Origin of the sequence: Micromonospora sp. NPDC005298, from assembly GCF_040607375.1 — a bacterium.
In the GTDB taxonomy this organism is placed as follows: Bacteria; Actinomycetota; Actinomycetes; order Mycobacteriales; family Micromonosporaceae; genus Micromonospora.
In genome coordinates, this window is the sequence record NZ_JBEXGP010000001.1 from 512,256 (window position 1) to 532,387 (window position 20,132).

The 20,132-nt window shown below is 70.8% G+C and carries 18 protein-coding genes; 13 read left to right on the top strand and 5 right to left on the bottom strand.

Annotated features, from left to right (window positions below; all coding sequences use genetic code 11):
- Positions 1–51: 51 nt before the first annotated feature.
- Both ABZS77_RS02535 and ABZS77_RS02540 read left to right on the top strand, forming a co-directional pair.
- Positions 52–4,419: a HAMP domain-containing protein gene (locus ABZS77_RS02535; RefSeq protein WP_354815957.1), complete on the top strand. Its 4,368-nt coding sequence runs from the start codon at positions 52–54 to the stop codon at positions 4,417–4,419.
- Positions 4,416–4,970 carry a response regulator gene (locus ABZS77_RS02540; protein ID WP_354815959.1) on the top strand — a complete coding sequence of 185 codons (555 nt, stop codon included), beginning with the start codon at positions 4,416–4,418 and terminating at the stop codon, positions 4,968–4,970. Before ABZS77_RS02535 ends, ABZS77_RS02540 begins: the two co-directional genes overlap by 4 nt.
- Before the next feature lie 9 nt (positions 4,971–4,979).
- Here ABZS77_RS02540 and ABZS77_RS02545 read toward each other — a convergent pair whose 3' ends face one another.
- Positions 4,980–5,477: a MarR family transcriptional regulator gene (locus ABZS77_RS02545; protein ID WP_354815962.1), complete on the bottom strand. Its 498-nt coding sequence runs from the start codon at positions 5,475–5,477 to the stop codon at positions 4,980–4,982.
- Between the two features lie 92 nt (positions 5,478–5,569).
- Here ABZS77_RS02545 and ABZS77_RS02550 point away from each other — a divergent pair, with 92 nt between their 5' ends.
- Together ABZS77_RS02550 and ABZS77_RS02555 are read left to right on the top strand one after the other, a co-directional pair.
- Positions 5,570–6,466 carry an ABC transporter ATP-binding protein gene (locus ABZS77_RS02550; protein ID WP_354815965.1) on the top strand — a complete coding sequence of 299 codons (897 nt, stop codon included), beginning with the start codon at positions 5,570–5,572 and terminating at the stop codon, positions 6,464–6,466.
- Complete coding sequence (locus ABZS77_RS02555) at positions 6,463–8,076, top strand: ABC transporter permease (protein WP_354815968.1); 1,614 nt, start codon at positions 6,463–6,465, stop codon at positions 8,074–8,076. Before ABZS77_RS02550 ends, ABZS77_RS02555 begins: the two co-directional genes overlap by 4 nt.
- Before the next feature lie 96 nt (positions 8,077–8,172).
- Here the strand turns inward: ABZS77_RS02555 and ABZS77_RS02560 are convergent, their stop codons facing one another.
- On the bottom strand, positions 8,173–8,508 hold the full coding sequence (locus tag ABZS77_RS02560) for an STAS domain-containing protein (RefSeq protein ID WP_007454492.1): 336 nt from the start codon (positions 8,506–8,508) through the stop codon (positions 8,173–8,175).
- A 154-nt stretch (positions 8,509–8,662) separates the two neighbouring features.
- Between ABZS77_RS02560 and hemL the strand changes: the two genes are divergently transcribed.
- The 6 genes from hemL (at position 8,663) to ccsB (ending at position 14,734) form a co-directional block, all read left to right on the top strand.
- Positions 8,663–10,000 carry a glutamate-1-semialdehyde 2,1-aminomutase gene (gene hemL / locus ABZS77_RS02565; protein ID WP_354815971.1) on the top strand — a complete coding sequence of 446 codons (1,338 nt, stop codon included), beginning with the start codon at positions 8,663–8,665 and terminating at the stop codon, positions 9,998–10,000.
- A 64-nt stretch (positions 10,001–10,064) separates the two neighbouring features.
- Entirely contained in the window at positions 10,065–10,712 is a 648-nt protein-coding gene (locus ABZS77_RS02570; RefSeq protein ID WP_354815974.1) for a histidine phosphatase family protein, read from the top strand.
- Positions 10,712–11,281 (top strand): TlpA disulfide reductase family protein, encoded by a 570-nt coding sequence (locus tag ABZS77_RS02575; protein WP_354815977.1) that lies wholly within the window; start codon positions 10,712–10,714, stop codon positions 11,279–11,281. Before ABZS77_RS02570 ends, ABZS77_RS02575 begins: the two co-directional genes overlap by 1 nt.
- Positions 11,281–12,138, top strand: a complete 858-nt coding sequence (locus ABZS77_RS02580) for a cytochrome c biogenesis protein CcdA (RefSeq protein WP_354815980.1) — start codon at positions 11,281–11,283, stop codon at positions 12,136–12,138. The genes ABZS77_RS02575 and ABZS77_RS02580 overlap by 1 nt, the downstream gene beginning before the upstream one ends.
- A complete protein-coding gene (locus ABZS77_RS02585) occupies positions 12,138–13,763 on the top strand; it encodes a cytochrome c biogenesis protein ResB (RefSeq protein WP_354815983.1) in 1,626 nt (541 codons plus the stop codon). The genes ABZS77_RS02580 and ABZS77_RS02585 overlap by 1 nt, the downstream gene beginning before the upstream one ends.
- Positions 13,763–14,734, top strand: a complete 972-nt coding sequence (gene ccsB, locus ABZS77_RS02590; RefSeq protein WP_354815986.1) for a c-type cytochrome biogenesis protein CcsB — start codon at positions 13,763–13,765, stop codon at positions 14,732–14,734. The genes ABZS77_RS02585 and ccsB overlap by 1 nt, the downstream gene beginning before the upstream one ends.
- A 71-nt stretch (positions 14,735–14,805) precedes the next feature.
- On the opposite strand, the gene ABZS77_RS02595 is transcribed toward ccsB, so the two are convergent.
- From ABZS77_RS02595 to ABZS77_RS02605, 3 genes are all read right to left on the bottom strand, one after another.
- On the bottom strand, positions 14,806–16,167 hold the full coding sequence (locus ABZS77_RS02595; RefSeq protein WP_354815989.1) for a hypothetical protein: 1,362 nt from the start codon (positions 16,165–16,167) through the stop codon (positions 14,806–14,808).
- A 78-nt stretch (positions 16,168–16,245) separates the two neighbouring features.
- Positions 16,246–16,488 carry a hypothetical protein gene (locus ABZS77_RS02600; RefSeq protein ID WP_354815992.1) on the bottom strand — a complete coding sequence of 81 codons (243 nt, stop codon included), beginning with the start codon at positions 16,486–16,488 and terminating at the stop codon, positions 16,246–16,248.
- A 67-nt stretch (positions 16,489–16,555) separates the two neighbouring features.
- Entirely contained in the window at positions 16,556–17,032 is a 477-nt protein-coding gene (locus ABZS77_RS02605; RefSeq protein ID WP_354815995.1) for a MarR family winged helix-turn-helix transcriptional regulator, read from the bottom strand.
- 74 nt (positions 17,033–17,106) lie between these two features.
- On the opposite strand from ABZS77_RS02605, the gene ABZS77_RS02610 reads away from it, so the two are divergent.
- The 3 genes from ABZS77_RS02610 to mqnP all read left to right on the top strand — a co-directional run bounded on the left by ABZS77_RS02610 (position 17,107) and on the right by mqnP (position 20,108).
- Positions 17,107–17,661 (top strand): carboxymuconolactone decarboxylase family protein, encoded by a 555-nt coding sequence (locus tag ABZS77_RS02610; RefSeq protein WP_354815998.1) that lies wholly within the window; start codon positions 17,107–17,109, stop codon positions 17,659–17,661.
- A gap of 75 nt (positions 17,662–17,736) precedes the next feature.
- On the top strand, positions 17,737–19,197 hold the full coding sequence (locus tag ABZS77_RS02615) for a menaquinone biosynthesis decarboxylase (RefSeq protein WP_354816001.1): 1,461 nt from the start codon (positions 17,737–17,739) through the stop codon (positions 19,195–19,197).
- Positions 19,197–20,108: a menaquinone biosynthesis prenyltransferase MqnP gene (gene mqnP, locus ABZS77_RS02620; protein WP_354816004.1), complete on the top strand. Its 912-nt coding sequence runs from the start codon at positions 19,197–19,199 to the stop codon at positions 20,106–20,108. The genes ABZS77_RS02615 and mqnP overlap by 1 nt, the downstream gene beginning before the upstream one ends.
- Positions 20,109–20,132 lie beyond the last annotated feature (24 nt).

Below are 20,132 nucleotides of genomic sequence, written 5' to 3' on the forward strand. Positions count from 1 at the left end.
GGGTGCCGGTGTGTCCGTACGGACCGGTGCCCCCGAGTTGAGCGAGGAATGATGACCACGGCGAAGCAGTCGGTGGCGGATCCGTCCGCGCCCGACCACGAGGCGCTCCTCGGCGAGTTGACCGAGGCACTGCGACGGATCGGCCGCGGCGACCTGAAGGTCCGGCTTCCCCGCCGCGCCGGCAAGGCGGGTGAGGTGGCGGACGCCTTCAACGAGGTGGTCTCGCTCCAGGAGCGGCACCATCTGGACCTGCGGCGGATCAGCCGGATCGTCGGCCGGGACGGTCGGCTCACCGAGCGTCTGGACGACGAGGGGCTGGACGGGTCCTGGGCGGAGGGGCAGCGGGCGATCAACTCGCTGATCGACGACCTCGGCCGGCCGACCACGGAGATCGCACGGGTGATCGTGGCGGTCGCGGACGGCGACCTGTCCCAGCACATGGCGTTGGAGATCGACGGCCGGCCGCTGCGCGGTGAGTACCTGCGCATCGGGCGCACCGTGAACACGATGGTGGACCAGCTGTCGTCGTTCTCGAACGAGGTGACCCGGGTGGCCCGTGAGGTGGGCACCGAGGGCAAGTTGGGTGGCCAGGCCGACGTTCGGGGCGTCGCCGGCACCTGGAAGGACCTCACCGACTCGGTGAACACCATGGCGTCGAACCTCACCGGCCAGGTGCGGTCGATCTCGCAGGTGGCGACGGCGGTGGCAAAGGGCGACCTGTCGCAGAAGATCACGGTGGGCGCGCGCGGCGAGGTCGCCGAGTTGGCCGCCACGATGAACTACCTCACCGACACGCTGCGGCTCTTCGCCGAGCAGGTGACCAGGGTGGCCCGCGAGGTGGGCACCGAGGGCAAGCTGGGCGGCCAGGCCGAGGTGCCGAACGTGGCGGGCACCTGGAAGGACCTGACCGACAGCGTCAACTCGATGGCGTCGAACCTGACCGCCCAGGTCCGTAACATCGCGCAGGTCTCGACGGCGGTGGCGCGTGGTGACCTGTCGCAGAAGATCACGGTGGCGGCGCAGGGCGAGATCCTTGAGTTGAAGGACACCGTCAACACGATGGTGGACCAGTTGTCGTCGTTCGCCGACGAGGTGACCCGGGTGGCCCGTGAGGTGGGCATCGAGGGCAAGCTCGGCGGTCAGGCGCAGGTGCGCGGTGTCTCGGGCACCTGGCGGGACCTCACCGAGAACGTCAACCAGCTCGCCGGCAACCTCACCAGCCAGGTCCGCAACATCTCCCAGGTCTCCACCGCCGTGGCCAAGGGTGACCTGTCGCAGAAGATCACGGTGGACGCGCAGGGCGAGATCCTGGAGCTGAAGAACACCGTCAACACGATGGTCGACCAGTTGTCGTCGTTCGCCGACGAGGTGACCCGGGTGGCCCGTGAGGTCGGTACCGAGGGCAACCTGGGTGGTCAGGCGCAGGTCAAGGGCGTCTCCGGTACGTGGCGGGACCTGACCGACAACGTGAACTCGATGGCGTCGAACCTGACCAGCCAGGTCCGCAACATCGCGTCGGTGACCACGGCGGTGGCGAAGGGTGACCTGTCGCAGAAGATCACCGTGGATGCCCGGGGCGAGATCCTGGAGTTGAAGTCGACTGTCAACACGATGGTGGACCAGTTGTCGTCGTTCGCCGACGAGGTGACCCGGGTGGCCCGCGAGGTGGGCACGGAGGGCAAGCTCGGCGGTCAGGCGCAGGTGCGCGGTGTCGCCGGCACCTGGCGGGACCTGACCGACAACGTGAACTCGATGGCGTCGAACCTGACCGCCCAGGTCCGCAACATCGCCCAGGTCTCCACGGCGGTGGCGAAGGGTGACCTGTCGCAGAAGATCACCGTGGATGCCCGGGGCGAGATCCTGGAGTTGAAGTCGACTGTCAACACGATGGTGGACCAGTTGTCGTCGTTCGCCGACGAGGTGACCCGGGTGGCCCGCGAGGTGGGCACGGAGGGCAAGCTCGGCGGTCAGGCGCAGGTCAAGGGCGTCTCCGGTACGTGGCGGGACCTGACCGACAACGTGAACTCGATGGCGTCGAACCTGACCAGCCAGGTCCGCAACATCGCCTCGGTGACCACCGCCGTGGCGAAGGGCGACCTGAGCCAGAAGATCACCGTGGACGCGCAGGGCGAGATCCTGGAGCTGAAGTCGACTGTCAACACGATGGTGGACCAGCTGTCGTCGTTCGCCGACGAGGTGACCCGGGTGGCCCGCGAGGTCGGCATCGAGGGCAAGCTCGGCGGCCAGGCGCAGGTCAAGGGCGTCTCCGGTACGTGGCGGGACCTCACCGAGAACGTCAACCAGCTCGCCTCGACGCTCACCACCCAGCTGCGGGCCATCGCCCAGGTGTCCACGTCGGTGACCCGGGGCGACCTGACGCAGCGGATCGCCGTCAAGGCGCAGGGCGAGGTCGCCGAGCTGAAGGACAACATCAACCAGATGATCGTCACCCTCCGGGAGACGACCAAGAAGAACGCCGAGCAGGGCTGGCTGGACTCCAACCTGGCCCGCATCGGCGGCCTGTTGCAGGGTCAACGGGACCTCGGCGAGGTCTGTCGCATGATCATGACGGAGGTGACTCCGCTGGTCGACGCCCAGCTCGGCGCCTTCTTCCTCGCCGACGACACCGACGGCAGCATGCGACTGCGGTTGACCTCGTCGTACGGGTACGTGGCGCGGGGGCACGACGTCACCTTCGGGCCGGGCGAGGGGCTGGTCGGGCAGACCGCGCTGTCCCGCCGCACGATCCGGGTCAGCGCCTCGCCGAACAGCCGGCTCACCCTGCGCTCCGGGCTGGCCGAGACGCCCCCGTCCGACCTGGTGGTGCTCCCCGTGCTGTTCGAGGGGGAGCTGCTCGGGGTGATCGAGTTCGCAAGTGTGGCCGCCTTCTCCGAGCTGCACCTGTCGTTCCTGGAGCGGCTGGTGCTGACCATCGGCGTCGCGGTCAACACCATCCAGGCCAACCGGCGTACGGAGGAGCTGCTGGCCCAGTCGCAGCGGCTCGCCCACGAGCTCCAGGAGCAGTCGGCGGAGTTGCAGCGCACGAACGCCGAGCTGGAGGAGAAGGCCACTCTGCTGTCCGAGCAGAAGGGCAACATCGAGACGAAGAACCGGGAGATCGAGCTGGCCCGGCTCGGCCTGGAGGAGAAGGCGCAGCAGCTCACCAGGGCGTCGGCGTACAAGTCGGAGTTCCTGGCCAACATGAGCCACGAGCTGCGTACGCCGCTGAACTCGTTGCTGCTGCTGGCGCGTCTGCTGGCGGAGAACTCGGAGCAGAACCTCAGCCCCAAGCAGATCGAGTTCGCCCGGACCATCCACGGTTCCGGTTCGGACCTGCTGCGCCTCATCGACGACATCCTCGACCTGTCCAAGATCGAGGCGGGCCGGATGGACGTCGAGCCGACCGAGATCCGCTTCGCGGAGATCCGCGGTTACGTTGAGCAGGCGTTCGCGCCGCAGGCCGAGGAGAAGAACCTCGACTTCCAGGTACGCGTGAGCAAGGATCTGCCGCCCGCGCTGGTCACCGACGCGCAGCGGTTGCAGCAGATCCTGCGCAACCTGCTGTCCAACGCGGTGAAGTTCACCGACAACGGCGCGGTGACGTTGCGGATCGCCCCGGCGGCGGAGAACGCGGTCTTCGACGTGCCGGCGCTGACGAACGCCCAGCAGGTGATCGCGTTCACGGTGATCGACACCGGGATCGGCATCTCCGACGACAAGCTGTCGATCATCTTCGAGGCGTTCCAGCAGGCGGACGGCACCACGAGCCGCCGCTACGGTGGCACCGGCCTCGGTCTGTCGATCAGCCGCGATCTGGCGCGGCTGATCGGGGGCACCATCACGGTGTCGTCGGCGCCCGGTCAGGGCTCGACGTTCACGTTGTTCGTACCCCAGGTGCTCGCACCGGACGCGGTGGTCGCGCCCGCGCCGCCGTCGCCGCAGCGCGCGGGCCTGCCGTCGTCGCTGCTGATGCCGCCGCTGGAGCTGCTGCCGGACCGGCCGGAGGCGCCGGCCACCCGTCAGCTGGACGGCGCGACGGTGCTGATCGTGGACGACGACGTGCGGAACGTCTTCGCACTGACCAGCGCATTGGAGCTGCACGGGATGACCGTGCTGTACTCGGACAACGGGGCGGACGGTGTCCGCCTGCTGGCCGAGCATCCGGAGGTGGACATCGTGCTGATGGACGCCATGATGCCGGACCAGGACGGGTACGAGACCACCCGCCAGATCCGCCGCAACCACCGTTTCGCGGATCTGCCGGTCGTCTTCCTGACCGCGAAGGCGATGCCGGGTGACCGCGAGTCGGCGCTCGCGGCCGGTGGCAGCGACTACATCACCAAGCCGGTCGACCTGGACGACCTGATCGAGTTGATGTCGTCCTGGATCAGCGGCAGCCGGACTGAGGAGACCTCGTGACCCAGATGGCCAAGGCGCTGCTGGTGGACGACCGGCGGGAGAATCTGATGGCCCTGGAGGCGATCCTCCAGGGCCTGCCGGTCCAGTCGGTGGCGGTGGAGAGCGGCGAGGCGGCCCTCAAGCAGTTGCTTGTGGACGACTTCGCGGTGATCCTGCTGGACGCGCAGATGCCGGACATGGACGGGTTCGAGACGGCCAGTCACATCAAGCGTCGGGAGCGGACCCGGCACGTGCCGATCATCTTCCTCACGGCCGCCGACCGGGACGCCCAGCTCGCGCTGCGGGGTTACCAGGTGGGCGCGGTGGACTACCTGACCAAGCCGTTCGACCCGTGGGTGCTGCGGGCCAAGGTGTCGGTCTTCGTCGAGTTGTGGGTGAAGACCCGGCAGTTGGCCGCCCAGTCGGATCTGGTGCGGGAGCGCGACACGCAGTGGCGGCGGCTCACCGACGCGGTCGACGAGGCGACGACGCTGCTGCGCTCGGACGACGCCCAGGCCCACGACCGGGCTGTGCGTCTGTTGGAGCAGGCCCGCTGGGGCAACACCGCCTGACCGGGGCGGTCAGGCCTCGCCGGGCCGGCCGTGGCCGGTGGCGGCCCGGCGGATCCGCCAGCGTTCACCGAGTGAGTCGATCTCCTCCTGGACGAAGACGAAGAAGTCGCGCATCTCGGCGACCCGTTCGCCGGCGGGGGTGTCCGGGCCGTTGAGGGCTGCCACTCCGCCGTCGGCCACGTCGATGAACGTCTTGTAGATCGCGGTCTTGGTGATGGTCCCCTCGTACCAGGGGTTGTCCGGCATCCGGTAGCGGTCCCGGCGGGAGCGGGGGACCGGCTCGCGGATCAGCAACCCGAACTGGGTGAGGTAGCGGACGGCGCCGCTGACGGCCGCCGCGCTGACCCCGAGCCGCTCGCCGATCTCGGCGGCGGTAAGGGGGTCGTCGGCGCTCATCACGGTGAACAGCACCCGGGCGGCCATCCGCGGGAAGCCGACCTCGGCGAACGTCAACGCCATCCGTTCGACGAAGAGGTGCACCGGGTCGTGGCTGTCGGCGGCTGCCATTGGTGGTCCCCTCCCGCGTTCGTGCGTGGCCTCGATGGTGCCGAGGTCTCACAGTCTTCACAACTTTGTGAAACGAGTGTAGCTTCCGATATATGGAAACTCCCATTTCGGTGTCCGGCCTGGTCAAGACGTTCGGCCGGACCCGGGCCCTCGACGGCCTGGATCTGACCGTCCGCGCCGGCGAGGTACACGGCTTCCTCGGCCCCAACGGCGCCGGCAAGTCCACAGCCATCCGGGCACTGCTCGGCCTGCTGCGAACCGACGCCGGGACCCTGCGACTCCTCGGTGGCGACCCGTGGCGCGACGCCGTCGCCCTGCACCGCCGGCTGGCGTACGTGCCGGGCGACGTCACGCTCTGGCCGAACCTGTCCGGCGGCGAGGTCATCGACCTGCTCGGCCGGATGCGCGGCGGCCTCGACCCGACCCGCCGCGCCGAACTGCTCGACACCTTCGAGCTGGACCCCCGCAAGAAAGGCCGGGCGTACTCCAAGGGCAACCGGCAGAAGGTCGGCCTGGTGGCGGCCCTCGCCTCCGACGCCGAACTGCTCATCCTGGACGAGCCCACCTCCGGCCTGGACCCCCTCATGGAGGAGGTCTTCCAGCACTGGGTCCGCCGGGCGAAGGCCGACGGTCGCACCGTGCTGCTCTCCAGCCACATCCTGGCCGAGGTGGAGGCGCTCTGCGACCGGGTGACGATCATCCGCAACGGGCGGGACGTGGAGACCGGCACCCTGACCGAGCTGCGCCACCTCCGACGCACCTCGATCGAGGCCGAGCTCACCGGCCCGGTGGACGGGCTGGGCCAGCTCACCGGCGTACACGACCTGCGGGTGGACGGGGCCCGGGTGCGCTTCGACGTGGAGAACGCCGCGCTGGACGTCGCGCTGCGCCGGCTCACCGACATCGGCGTACGGAGTCTGGTCAGTCAGCCCCCGACGTTGGAGGAGCTGTTCCTGCGGCACTACCAGGCCGAGCAGGTGCGGTCGTGACCGCGCTGACCGGCACCCGGCACCTGGTGCGGCTGATCCTGCGCCGGGACCGGGTGCTGCTGCCCATCTGGATCCTGCTGCTGGCGGTGCTGCCCGCCAGCTACGCCGGCACGTACGCCGAGCTGTACCCGACCGCCGCCGAGCGGGCCGCGTACCTGGCCGGTACGGCGAGCAACCCGTCGATCGTCGCCCTGCTCGGCCCGGTGTACGGCGACAGCGTCGGTGCGCTCACCGTCCAGCGGGCCGGCCTGCTCACCCTGATCGTCGCCCTGGTCAGCGTGCTCACCGTGGTGCGGCACACCCGTACCGAGGAGGAGGCTGGCCGGCGGGAACTGCTCGGCGCGACGGTGCTGGGCCGGTACGCCGGGCTGACCGCCGCGCTGCTGGTGACGTACACCGCGAATGTGCTCCTCGGTCTGCTCACCGCCGCCGGTCTGGTCGCGGCGGGCCTGCCCGGCGCCGGTTCGCTGCTCTTCGGCGCGGGGGTGGCGCTCACCGGGATCACCTTCGCCACGGTCGGCGGGCTGGCCGCGCAACTCACCGAGAGCGCCGGCGGCGCGCGCGGGATCGGCCTGGGGGTGCTCGGGTTGGCGTTCGCGCTGCGGCTGGGCGGCGACGCCGGCGGTTCCGGTGGCACCGGCGGGAGCGCCGAGTGGTTGAGCTGGCTGTCACCGCTGGGCTGGGCGCCCAGGGGGCGGGCCTTCGCCGACGAGCGGTGGTGGGTGCTGCTGCTGCCGGTGCTGTTCAGCGCGGCTGTCGCGCTCGTCGCGTACCCCGTCTCGGTGCGCCGTGACCTCGGCGCCGGGGTGTTCCCGCCCCGGCTCGGCCCGGCGACCGCCGGTCGTGGGCTCACCGGCCCGTTCGGACTGGCCTGGCGGCTGCACCGGGGTCAGTTGCTCGGCTGGACCGTCGGCTTCGGGCTGCTCGGCCTCGTGCTGGGTGGCGCGGCGGACGCGGCCGGCGACGCGGTGCAGGGCAACCAGCAGGTCGCCGAGATCCTGGCCCGCCTCGGCGGCACGTCGGCGCTCGCCGAGGCGTACCTCGGTGGGACGTTGAGCCTGACCGCGCTGGCCGCCGCCGGGTACGGCATCCAGGCCGCGCTGCGGGCACGGGCGGAGGAGGCCGCCGGGCGGGCCGAGCCACTGTTGGCCACGGCGGTGAGCCGGACCCGCTGGCTGGCGGCGCACCTGCTCTTCGCGTTGCTCGGCCCGGCGGTGGTGCTGGCGGTGGCGGGGCTCGCCACCGGGCTGGCGTACGGCCTCAGCGTGGGTGACGTCGGCGGTGAGCTGCCCCGGATGCTCGGTGCCGGGCTGGCCCAGGTGCCGGCGGTCTGGGTGCTGTCCGGTCTGGCGGCGTTGCTGGTGGGCTGGCTGCCCCGGTTCTGCGGGGCGGCCTGGGCGGTGCTCGCGGGTTGCCTGCTGCTCGGTCAGCTGGGCGCGGTGCTGGAGTTGGACCAGTGGGCGCTCGACGTCTCCCCGTTCACCCACACCCCACAGGTCCTGGGCGACACCTGGACGGCGACCCCGCTGGCGGTCCTGGCAGCCGTGACGGCGGCCCTGCTGGCCCTGGCCCTCGCCACGTTCCGATCCCGCGACATCCCCACCCTCTGACCTGCGTCGATCATGAGGTTGGCGGGCGGTACAGGCACCCGATCGCCCGTCAACCTCATGATCAACGGTGCCTGGCCGCCGGGCGCCCGGGGGGGGTCAGCCGGTGGGTTGGTCGTTGCGGATCATCAGGGCGCTGCGCAGGCCCGTGATGTCCAGGACGCGGATCAGGAAGTCGCCCACGTGGGTGAGCATCAGCAGGCTCTGCGCGTGGCTCGCCTTGCGGCTGAGGACGACGAGGGTGCCCAGGCCCTGCGAGTCGCAGAACGTGACGCCCCCGAGATCGAGCACGATGCGCGGCGGCGGGTCGGCCAGCACCTCGTTGACGACGGTGGAGAGCTGGGCGGCCGTGAGCATGTCGATCTCACCGGCCAGGCGCAGCACTGCTTCGTCGCCCGTCCGGTGTAGCGTGATGGACAGTTCGGCACGATCCACCCGGCCAGCCTAGCGCGATCCAGGCGACCCGGCCTGTCGAGGCCGCGAGCCGCGCCCGACGGGCTCCGACGAGCACCGATGGCGGGTGAGCCCGGTAACCCCGGTCCGGGGTGGCTGCTGGTTGGCCGTTCGGCGCTGACACAATGGCGGCATCGTGACCGACATCGTTTCCGCCGGATCTGGCCGTTACCCGGCCGACGCGCCGGCCTCCGAGGCCCTGTTCGACCGCGCCCGCGCCATCGTGCCGGGCGGGGTGAACTCCCCCGTGCGTGCCTTCCAGGCGGTCGGCGGCACCCCACGTTTCATGGTCCGCGGCGAGGGCGCGTGGCTGTACGACGCCGACGACCGCCGCTACGTCGACCTGGTCTGCTCGTGGGGTCCGCTGATCCTCGGGCACGCCCACCCGGAGGTGGTGGACGCCGTGCAGGCCGCCGCCGCCCGGGGCACCAGCTTCGGCACCCCCACCCCGGGTGAGGTGGAGTTGGCCGCCGAGCTGGTCGACCGGACGCCGATGGAGCAGGTACGCCTGGTCAACTCCGGCACCGAGGCGACCATGTCGGCGATCCGGCTGGCCCGGGGCTTCACCGGCCGTTCCAAGATCGTCAAGTTCGCGGGTTGCTACCACGGGCACGTCGACGCGTTGCTCGCCTCCGCCGGATCCGGCGTGGCCACCCTGGGCCTGCCCGACTCGCCCGGTGTGACCGGCGCGGCGGCCAGCGAGACGATCGTGCTGCCGTACAACGACATCCGGGCCGTCGAGGAGGCCTTCGCCGCCGAGGGCCAGCACATCGCCGCCGTGATCACCGAGGCGGCCGCCGGCAACATGGGCGTGGTCGCTCCGCGCGACGGCTTCAACCAGCAGCTCGCCCGGATCGCCCACGCCAGCGGCGCCCTGCTCGTGGTGGACGAGGTGATGACCGGGTTCCGGGTCTCCCGCGCCGGATGGCACGGCCTCGACGCCTCCGACGCCGACCTGTGGACGTACGGCAAGGTCATGGGTGGTGGCCTGCCCGCCGCCGCGTTCGGCGGGCGCGCGGAAATCATGGCGCGACTCGCGCCGGCCGGACCGGTCTACCAGGCCGGCACGCTCTCCGGTAACCCGCTGGCCTGCGCCGCCGGCCTGGCCACGCTGCGCCTCGCCGACGACGCGCTGTACCGCAAGCTTGACGACACGGCCGCCGTCGTGGGCAAGCTCGCGTCCGACGCGCTCGCCGCCGCCGGGGTCCCGCACCGGCTGTCGTACGCGGGCAGCATGTTCTCGATCTTCTTCACCGACGCCGACGTCGTGGACTACGACAGCGCCCGCACCCAGCAGGTGCCGGCGTTCAAGGCGTTCTTCCACGCGATGCTCGCCGCCGGCGTCTACCTGCCGCCGAGCGCGTTCGAATCGTGGTTCGTGTCGGCGGCGCTCGACGACGCCGCTCTGGAACACATCGCCGCCGCACTGCCGACGGCGGCGAACGCGGCGGCAGCGGCCGGTCACGGGGGGTAGCGGTGAGCGCGAGGAGTGAGCCGGTTTTGCGAGCCCCGCAGTCGCAAACAAAGGGGGCACAGCGGTGAGCAAGACGACGGTGCACGTGCTCCGGCACGGCGAGGTGCACAACCCCGACCAGATCCTCTACGGCCGGCTGCCCGGTTTCCGCCTGTCCGAGCTGGGCGTGCAGATGGCCAAGGCCGCCGCGGAGGGCCTGGCCGAGCGGGAGATCGTGCACGTGGTGGCCAGCCCTCTGGAACGCGCCCAGCAGACCGCCGAGCCGATCGCCGCCCAGTTCGGGCTGCCGGTCGGCGTGGACGAGCGGCTCATCGAGAGCGCCAACTGGTTCGAGGGCAAGAAGGTCTCCCCGGGCGACGGGTCGTTCCGCGACCCCCGCAACTGGTGGGTGCTGCGTGACCCGGTGACGCCGTCCTGGGGCGAGGCGTACCGGGTGATCGCCGAGCGGATGTTCGCGGCCGTGCACGCCGCCCGCGTCGCCGCCGAGGGACGCGAGGCGGTGCTGGTGTCGCACCAGCTCCCGATCTGGACGCTGCGTCGTTACGTCGAGCGCAAGCGGCTCTGGCACGACCCCCGCAAGCGGCAGTGCGGGCTGGCCAGCCTCACCTCGTTCCACTTCGACGGCGCGAAGGTGGTGGGCATCGGCTACAGCGAGCCCGCCGCCCACCTGATCGCTCTCTCCGCGACAGCCCGGACGGCCAAGGGGGCCTGATGAACGCCCGGAGGTGGACCGCCGGTCTGCTCGCCACCGTCGCCGCGGCGGCGCTGGTCGGCTGCACATCGTCGAAGGGGCAGGAGAAGACCTGCACGACCACCGCCGAGGGCATCGTCGAGTGCGCGCCGGACCAGCGCTCGGCACCGCCGAAGCTCGCCGGTGAGCTGCTCGCCGGCGGCAACTACGACGTGAGTCAGGCCCGCGGGCAGGTCGTGGTGGTCAACTTCTGGGGCTCCTGGTGTGCGCCGTGCCGCGCCGAGGCGGACGACCTGGAAGCCACCTACCAGGCCACCAAGGGCGCCGGGGTGAGCTTCCTCGGCATCAACGTGCAGGATTCGCGGGACAAGGCCACGGCGTTCGAGGAGGGTCGGGTCACCTATCCGAGCCTGTTCGACCCGTCCAGCCGGTTGGCGCTGGACCTGGACATCCCGCCGAACACTGTCCCGGCGACCGTTGTGCTCGACCGGCAGGGTCGGACCGCCGCCGTGATCCGGGCAGCGGTCAAGCAGGAGGGCCTGCAACCGATCGTCGAGCGGATCGCCGCCGAGAAGCCGGCACCGAACTGATGGGCGAGACCTTCAGGGAGTTGGCCGTCAGCGGGCCGCTGCTGCTCGCCATTGGCGCGGCGGCGCTCGCCGGCCTGGTCAGCTTCCTGTCCCCGTGCGTGCTGCCGCTGGTCCCCGGCTACCTGTCGTACGTGACGGGTCTGGCCGGCGCCGACCTCGAAGGCAGTGCAAGGAAGGGCACCTTACTAACGCCTGGGGTAGAGGAAGGTGCCCTTCCTAACGCCTCCGTCGGGGGTGGCGGAGCTGTCGCCGTACGGGAGCGGGCCGCGACGGTGGCCGTGAAGGGCCGGGTGCTCGCCGGGACGCTGCTGTTCATCGCCGGCTTCACTGTCGTCTTCGTCGCCACCGCCATCCTGTTCGCCGGCATCGGCCGGGTCTTCTTCGAGTACGAGCGGCAACTGGAGATCGTCGTCGGCGCGCTGATCATCGTGCTGGGGTTCGGCTACCTCGGGATGATCCCCGCGCTGCAACGGGAGTTCCGGATCTCCCGGCTGCCGTCGGCCGGGCTGCTCGGCGCACCGGTCTTCGGGGCGGTCTTCGCGCTCAGCTGGGTGCCCTGCACCGGCCCGACGCTCGGCGCGGTGATGGGCATGGCCACCGCCAGCGGCCAGAGCGACCGGGCCGTGGTGCTCGCCGTGGCGTACTGCCTCGGGTTGGGGATACCGTTCGTCGTCTTCGGGCTGGGCTTCCAGCGCCTGCTCGGGGTCTTCCGCGCCGTCCGGCGCAACAGCCGCTGGGTCACCCGGGTCGGCGGCGCCCTGCTCATCCTGATCGGCCTGGCGCTCGTCACCGGCGGATGGCAGAGCTTCGTGATCTGGTTGCAGACCACCGTCGGGGTGGGCGAGGTGAGCATCTGATGACGGTCGTCGACGACCGGCCAGAGGCCGAGGCCCCGGCGCCCCGGCGCCGGCCCAACCGGCTGCTGGCCCTGCTGCGCAACTCGTGGCGGCAGCTCACCAGCATGCGTACGGCGCTGATCCTGCTGTTCCTGCTCGCGGTCGCCGCCATCCCCGGCTCGGTGCTGCCGCAGCGGGGGATCAGCCCGGAGAAGGTCAACGAGTACTTCGTCGAGCACCCGGACTGGGCACCTCGACTGGACCGGATCGGCGCGTTCGAGGTCTTCGGCTCGGTCTGGTTCTCGGCCATCTACCTGCTGCTGTTCACCTCCCTGATCGGCTGCATCACGCCCCGGCTGCGCGACCACGTCCGGGCGCTGCGGTCCCGCCCCCCGGTCGCGCCGAAACGGTTGGCGCGGCTGCCGCAGCACACCGTGCTGCCCGCCCCGGCGGGCGGCGCGGAGGCCGTGGCCGAGGTGCTGCGCAAGCGGCGCTGGCGTGTCGAGGTACGCGGCGACGAGGTCTCCGCCGAGAAGGGTTTCCTCAAGGAGACCGGCAACCTGCTCTTCCACACCTCGCTGATCGCGGTGCTGATCGGCGTCGCGCTCGGCTCGTGGTACGGCTGGAGCGGCAACCGCCTGCTGGTGGCGGGCGCGGACAACGCGTTCTGCAACACCCGTCAGCAGTACGCCGAGGCGAAGCTCGGCCCGCGGGTGGACAGCGCCGACCTGCCCCGCTTCTGCCTGCGGCTGGACGACTTCCAGGCCCGGTTCCTCGACAGCGGTCAGCCGGAGTTCTTCAACGCCACGGTCACCGTCGACGGTCCGGACGAGCCGACCCGCCGCGCGGACTTCTCGGTGAACTCGCCGCTGCGCCTGAAGGACTCGAGCGTCTACCTGCTCGGCCACGGGTACGCCCCGGTGATCCGTTACACGGACCGGTTCGGTCGCAGCCAACTCAGTGACGACCCGTTCCTCACCACCGGCGACATGGGTCTGACCAGCGAGGGGCTGGCGGCCTTCCCGGACGCGAACGTCGACCCGGCCACCGGCAGGCGCGCACCGGACCAGCAGGTGGCGTTCACCGGCATCTACCTGCCCACGGCACCCGAGCAGGCGCCGTTCGTCCGTTCGCAGTACCCGACCGAGCGCAACCCGGTGTTGAACCTGGTCGCCTACCGGGGCAACCTCGGCCAGGACGCCGGCATCCCCGGCTCGATCTACCAACTCGACCAGCGGCAGGTGCGTACCGGCAAGGTCAAGGAGGTCGGCACCAAGCTGCTCCGCAAGGGCGAGACCTGGACGCTCGACGACGGGTCGAGAGTCGAGTTCCTGGGCACCGAGCGGTACGTCACGCTCTCCGTCCGGCACGATCCCGGCTCGACGATGCTGCTGGTGAGCTGCGGTGTCCTGCTGGTCGGGCTGATGGGTTCGCTGTTCGGGAAGCGCCGGCGGGTGTTCTTCCGAGTGGTGCCCGCCGACCCCGCAGAAGGATCTCCGACGAGCGGTAGTAGCTTGATGGAGGCCGGTGGGTTGCCGCGCACCGACTATCCAGGGTTCGCCGACGAGTTCGCCCAGCTCGTCGCCGCCGTCAGCGGTGACGAACGAGCGGCCGAGCGGGCCGGCGCGCGAGAAGGAGCCGAGTGATGTCCGCACTCTCCGACAATCTGGTGCTCTTCACGACCCTGGCGTATCTGATCGCGATGATCGGGCACGCCGTGGAGTACGCGCTTGGCAACGCGCGTACCCGGGTCGAGGTTGCGGCTCCGGTCCGTGAGCTGGTCGGTGCCGGTGGTGGTGTCGTCCCGACGCCGCCCGCGCCCGTACCCTCGTCGGCTCCGGCCGATCGCTCGGCGGCGCGTGCCCGACTCGCGGGCCTGATCGGGGTGGGCGCCACGGCGGTCGCCGCCGCCCTGCACCTCGGGGCACTTGTCACCCGCGGTTTCGCGGCGGACCGGATGCCCTGGGGCAACATGTACGAGTTCGTGCTCACGGTGACGTTCATCGGGGTCGCGGCGTGGCTGGTGGTGCTCTGGAAGCGGCCGTCGTTGCGCAAGCTGGGGCTGTTCCTGACCCTGGTGATGGTGCTGCTGGTGGCCACCGCCGAGTTGGTGCTGTACGTGCCGATCGTGCCGCTGGTGCCGGCACTCAACTCGTACTGGTTCGTGATCCACGTTTCGACGATCGTGTTCGCGTCCGGCATCTTCCTGTTCGGCGCGGTGCCGGCGGTCGGCTTCCTCATGCGCAACGGGTACGAGCAGGGCAAGCGGAGCTTCCCGTACACCCTGGCGAAGCGGCTGCCCGGCGCGGCCGGCCTGGAGCGGCTGACCTTCACGCTGCACGCGTTCGCGTTCCCGGTCTTCACGTTCGCGGTGATCGCTGGCGCGATCTGGGCCGAGGCGGCCTGGGGTCGGCCGTGGGGCTGGGACCCGAAGGAGACCTGGGCGTTCATCTCCTGGGTGGTGTACGCCGGTTACCTGCACGCGCGGGCCACGCCCAGCGTCAAGCGCAACGTGGCCACCTGGATCGCCGTGCTCGGCTTCCTCACCGTGCTGATGAACCTGTTCGGTGTGAACATCTTCTTCACCGGCCTGCACTCGTACGGCGGGCTGGACTGACCCCTCTCGACGATGTGCGGGCCGGCCACGGATGACTCCGTGACCGGCCCGCGTCGTTCCGCCGGGCTCGGTCAGCTCACCGTCACCGGTGCGATGTCGTTGCCCGGGTTGTCGTCCACCCGGGGGTAACGGCCGTACGGCTGGACCTCGCCGGCAGCGCCGGTGAGGCTGTCGATCCGCAGGTCGAAGGTGACCGTGTTGCTGGTGCCGGCCGGCAGGACCGCCCCCCGTCCGTTGCAGTACCAGGTCCGCGGGGTCGCTTCGCCGTCCTCCTCGCCGCCGGTCGGCGCGCAGCCAGGCGGGTTGGCAAGCACGGTGACCCCGGCGGGCGGGGTGATGAGGAACGCGCCGACCGTGTCGCCGGAGTTCGTGCCGTCCGGCACGCCCGGGCCCTCGTTCCGGATGCCCACGGTGACCTGGACGGTGTCGCCGACGGCGCCGGTGGTGGCAGCCCCGATGGCGACGATGTCGAAGGCGCTACGCACGTCGCGCAGGTAGGTCTGACCGCCGGCGCCGCTCACCTCCACCGGGGTCACGTCGAGCGGCACGCCCACCGCTCGCAGCCGCAGCGCCTGGTCGGCGTCACGGCTCCGGAGCTTCACACCGTTCGGCAGCGGCCCGGCGGTGGCCAGTGGCTCCACGAACTGGGTGATCCGCTTGCTGCCCAGGGTGGCCGGGCCGACCGCCGTGGCGAGGTTCTGCCGCAGTTCGTGTCGCTGGCCCGGCGCGAACGTGCCCCGCAGGGTGCAGACCGCCACCGTGGCGAGCACCTGGTCGGTGCCGTAGCGACAGTTGCGGTAGCTCGCCGGGACCAGCCCGACCGGGAAGTGCATGGTGAGCCGCAGGTCCACGGCCGGCTGGTCACCGGCGTTGACGACCGCCACCGGTACGGCGAGGTTGTCGCCGACGTCGACGCCGGAGACGTACTCGTCGACGAGGTCGAACAGGGCGGGTCCGGACCGGACGTCGATCGTCGCCCGCTGGGCGTACGCCTCGGTCTGTTCGCCGAACGCCGTGTAGTCGACGGTGCCGGTGGCGCCGTCGGCGGCACCGGGAGCGGCCCGGAACACCACCGGCACGGTGCCGGTGAGCGTGCCGGACTCGTCGACGGCCGTCGACGGCATGGGGCAGGTGACCGAGGTGCCCTCGGTGACACACCAGGTGGGGAAGCTGGCCGTGGCCACCCCGGCCAGCCCGGCCAGGTCGATGGTCACCCGGGGTTGGGTGGCTCCGGTGCTGGTCAGGGTCAGCGGTATCGTCCGGCCGGGAGCGCCGGGGCCGCCGACAGTGGTGTCGCCCAGCCAGGCGCCGACCCAGCCCGGGTCGTCCTGGGCCGCGGCCGGCGTCGCCGCCACGCCGATCGACGCCGTCGCCACCACCAGCGCGGTCAGCCCGCGCACGGCCCTGACGCGCGTAACACGCACAGATCTCAACCGATCTCCTTGTCGAGGGGTGAGCCGGTCGGAAGAGGTCGGGACGCCGTGCTCCCGGCCCGACCGGCACCCCTGATCCTAGTGATCAGCTGTGACGTTTCTCGATCCCGTCGCGGTGTGGGTCCGCGCCGATCGCCAGTCGCGCAACGTCCGCTCGACCTGGACGGTGACCTGGTAGGACACCTCCGGCAGATCGGCCAGCTCGATCCGTTCCCCGCGCATGGCCAGCTGCGAGTGCAGTTCCCTGGCGACGGCGTCGCGGACCGCGACCAGCAGGGGAGACAACCCGTCCGGGTCGCCGACGACGTACGCGTCCGACATGCCATCAGCCTGCACCCGAGCGGCCGTGACACGCCAGGGCCGGTGAGATGTGTCCGCCGGGCTTGACTCAGCCGCCGAACCAGCCGGGCATGTCCAGGCGGAACCAGTTGGCCGAGGCCATCGTGCGCAGGTCGTCCTCGAGCGCGTCGACGCGTTCCGCGCCCAGGGTGTCGGTCCACCGCGTGCGCAGCCGGTCGAAGATCTCCGCCGAGCGGCGCAGCCCGTCGGCGCCGCGCGGGGTCACCCGGACCAGCCGGCGTCGGGCGTCGCGGGGGTCGTCAACCCGCTCCAGGTAGCCGACGGCGACCAGCCGGTCGACGGTCTTGCCGGCTGCCTGTTTGGAGATGCCGAGCCGCTGGCCCAGTTCGGTGGCGGTGGTGCCGTCCGCGCCCACGGCCTGGAGGACGAACCCGTGCAGCGGGCGCAGCTCGGGATGCCCGGCGCGGGCCAGTTCGGCGTGCAGGTCGTCGATCAGCGTCCGGAAGCCGGCCAGCAGCAGCAGCGGTAGCTGGAAGCCGGGCCGCGCGGGTTCAGCGGTTGCCATGTTCGACAACCACGTTTACTATATCGTCAACCACGTTGACCATCTTACCGTCCCACTTGAGAAGCAGGTGACCCATGTCCGTCTTCACCGCCCACACCGCCGAAACCGCACCCGCCGCCGCCCGTCGGGCCGTCGAGACCGTACGCGGCCGGTTCGGCTGGCTGCCCACCCCGGTGGCACTGATGGCCGAGTCGCCGCAGCTGCTGGCCGGCTTCCTCACCGCCAGCGCGGGCTTCGACCAGACCGCCCTCACGCCCCTGGAGCGGGAAGTGGTCATCCTGACCGTCTCCACCAGCAACGAATGCCACTTCTGCGTCGCCCTGCACACCGGCAAACTCACCCAGCTCGACGCGGACACCGAGCTGATCAACGCGCTGCGTGCCGGCACGGTCCTGCCCGAGCCACGGTTGGAGGCGCTGCGCCGGTTCACGCTCGCCATGCTCGACCACCGGGGCGCGGTGCCCGACGACGAGCTCGACGACTTCCTGACCGCCGGCTACCAGCCCCGGCACGCGCTGGACGTGGTGCTCGGCATCGGCGCGTACACCCTGTCGACCTTCGCCAACCGGCTCACCCGCGCGCCGCTCGACCCGCCGCTCGCCGCGCACGCCTGGCAGCCCGCCGCCTGATCCGCCCACCGTCCGGGTGTATGTCACAGCACCCGGCGTGGGTCGTGCGGGAGCCGGTGCGGGACACTGGCGGGTATGGCGGCTCGTGGCTTCCCGTACACCGATCTCAAGGACTTCCTCGCGGCGCTGGAGCGCGCGGGGGAGCTGCGCCGGGTCGACGTCCCGGTCGACCCCACCCTGGAGATCAGCGAGGTGGTCACCCGGACGGTCCGGGCCGGCGGGCCGGCGCTGCTCTTCGAACGCCCCACCCGGGGTGAGATGCCGGTGGCGATCAACCTGTTCGGCACCGAGAAGCGGATGGCGATGGCCCTCGGCGTCGACTCGCTCGACGAGATCGGCGACCGGATCGGCGAGATGCTCAAGCCGGAGCTGCCGCAGGGCTTCTCGGGCATGATGGGCGGCCTCGGCAAGGTCAGGCAGCTCACGTCGATGCCGCCGAAGAAGGTCAGGACGGCCCCGTGCCAGCAGGTGGTCTACCGGGGTGACGACGTCGACCTCAACCGCCTTCCGGGTTTGCAGATCTGGCCTGGTGACGGCGGGATCTTCCACAACTTCGGGCTCACCCACACGAAGCACCCGGAGACCGGCAAGCGCAACCTCGGGCTCTACCGCCTCCAGCAGCACTCGCACAACGCGATCGGCATGCACTGGCAGATCCACAAGAACTCCACGGCGCACCACGCGGTCGCCGAGCGGCTCGGGCAGCGGCTGCCGGTGGCCATCGCCATCGGCGCCGACCCGGCGGTCGCCTACTCGGCGAGCGCGCCGCTCCCCGCCGAGATCGACGAATACCTGTTCGCCGGGTTCCTGCGCGGCGAACGCGTCGAGATGGTGGACTGCCTGACCGTCCCGTTGCAGGTGCCGGCGCACGCGCAGATCGTGCTGGAGGGCTACATCGAGCCGGGCGAACGGATGCCGGAGGGGCCGTTCGGCGACCACACCGGCTTCTACACGCCTGTGGAGCCGTTCCCGGTCATGCACATCGAGTGCATGACGATGCAGCGCGACCCGGTCTACCACTCGATCGTCACGTCGCAGCCGCCGCAGGAGGACCACGGTCTCGGCAAGGCCACCGAGCGGATCTTCGCGCCGCTGCTGCGCTTCCTGATCCCGGACATCGTCGACTACGACCTGCCGGCGGCCGGCGTCTTCCACAACTGCGCGATCGTGTCGATCCGCAAGCGCTACCCGAAGCACGCGCAGAAGGTCATGAACGCGATCTGGGGCGCGCACATGATGTCCCTGACCAAGCTGATCGTGATCGTCGACGAGGACTGCGACGTGCACGACTACAACGAGGTGGCGTTCCGCGCCTTCGGCAACGTCGACTACGCCCGGGACCTGCTGCTCACCGAGGGTCCGGTGGACCACCTCGACCACGCTTCGTACCAGCAGTTCTGGGGTGGCAAGGCGGGCATCGACGCGACCCGCAAACTCCCCACCGAGGGCTACACCCGCGGTTGGCCGGAGGAGATGAGGATGGCCCCGGAGGTCACCGCCCTGGTCGACAAGCGCTGGAAGGAGTACGGGATCTGATGGCCGTCCTCGACGCACCGGCCGAGAAGCCGGGCCGGGTCAAGTCCTTCCTCAAGCTCGTCGCTATTGAGCACTCCGTGTTCGCGTTGCCGTTCGCGTTTCTGTCGGCGTTGACCGCCATGCAGGTCAACGGGGGGCGGGTTCGGTGGCTCGACCTGCTGCTGATCACCGTGGCGATGGTCGGGGCGCGGACGTTCGCGATGGCCGCCAACCGGATCCTCGACCGGCGGATCGACGCCCGGAACCCGCGTACCGCCAATCGGGAACTGGTCACCGGGGCGGTGAGCGTGCGGACGGCCTGGACCGGCGCGGCCGTCGCGCTCGTGGTGTTCCTCGCCGCCGCCGCGCTGCTCAACCCGCTCTGCCTGGTGCTGGCGCCGCTGGCCGTGGTGCCGCTGGTGGTCTACCCGTACGGCAAGCGGTTCACCAACTGGCCGCACGCCATCCTGGCGATCGCCCAGGCGGTCGGCCCGGTGGGTGCCTGGCTGGCGGTCACCGGCACCCTGGACGGCTCGTGGCCGGCGTGGTTGCTCGGCGCGGCCGTCGGACTGTGGATCGGCGGATTCGACCTGATCTACGCCTGTCAGGACTCCGAGATCGACCAGGAGATCGGCGTGCACAGCGTTCCCGCCCGGTACGGCCGGCGGTTCGCGCTGCACGCCTCCACCGTCGCGCATGTGGTGACGTTCGCGCTCTTCGTCTGGTTCGGGGCGCTTGTCGGATTCGGTTGGCTCTGGTGGGTCGGTCTGGCGTTGACCGCCGTCGCGTTCGGCTACCAGCACCTGGTGGTGACGCCGACCGACCTGAGCAAGGTCAACCGGGCGTTCTTCACCGCCAACGGGTTCGTGGGCATCGCGCTGTTCGTGTTCGCCCTGCTCGACCTGGTGGTGCGGCTGGGGCTGCGCGGCTAGCCGCTGCCGCCACGCGATACTTGT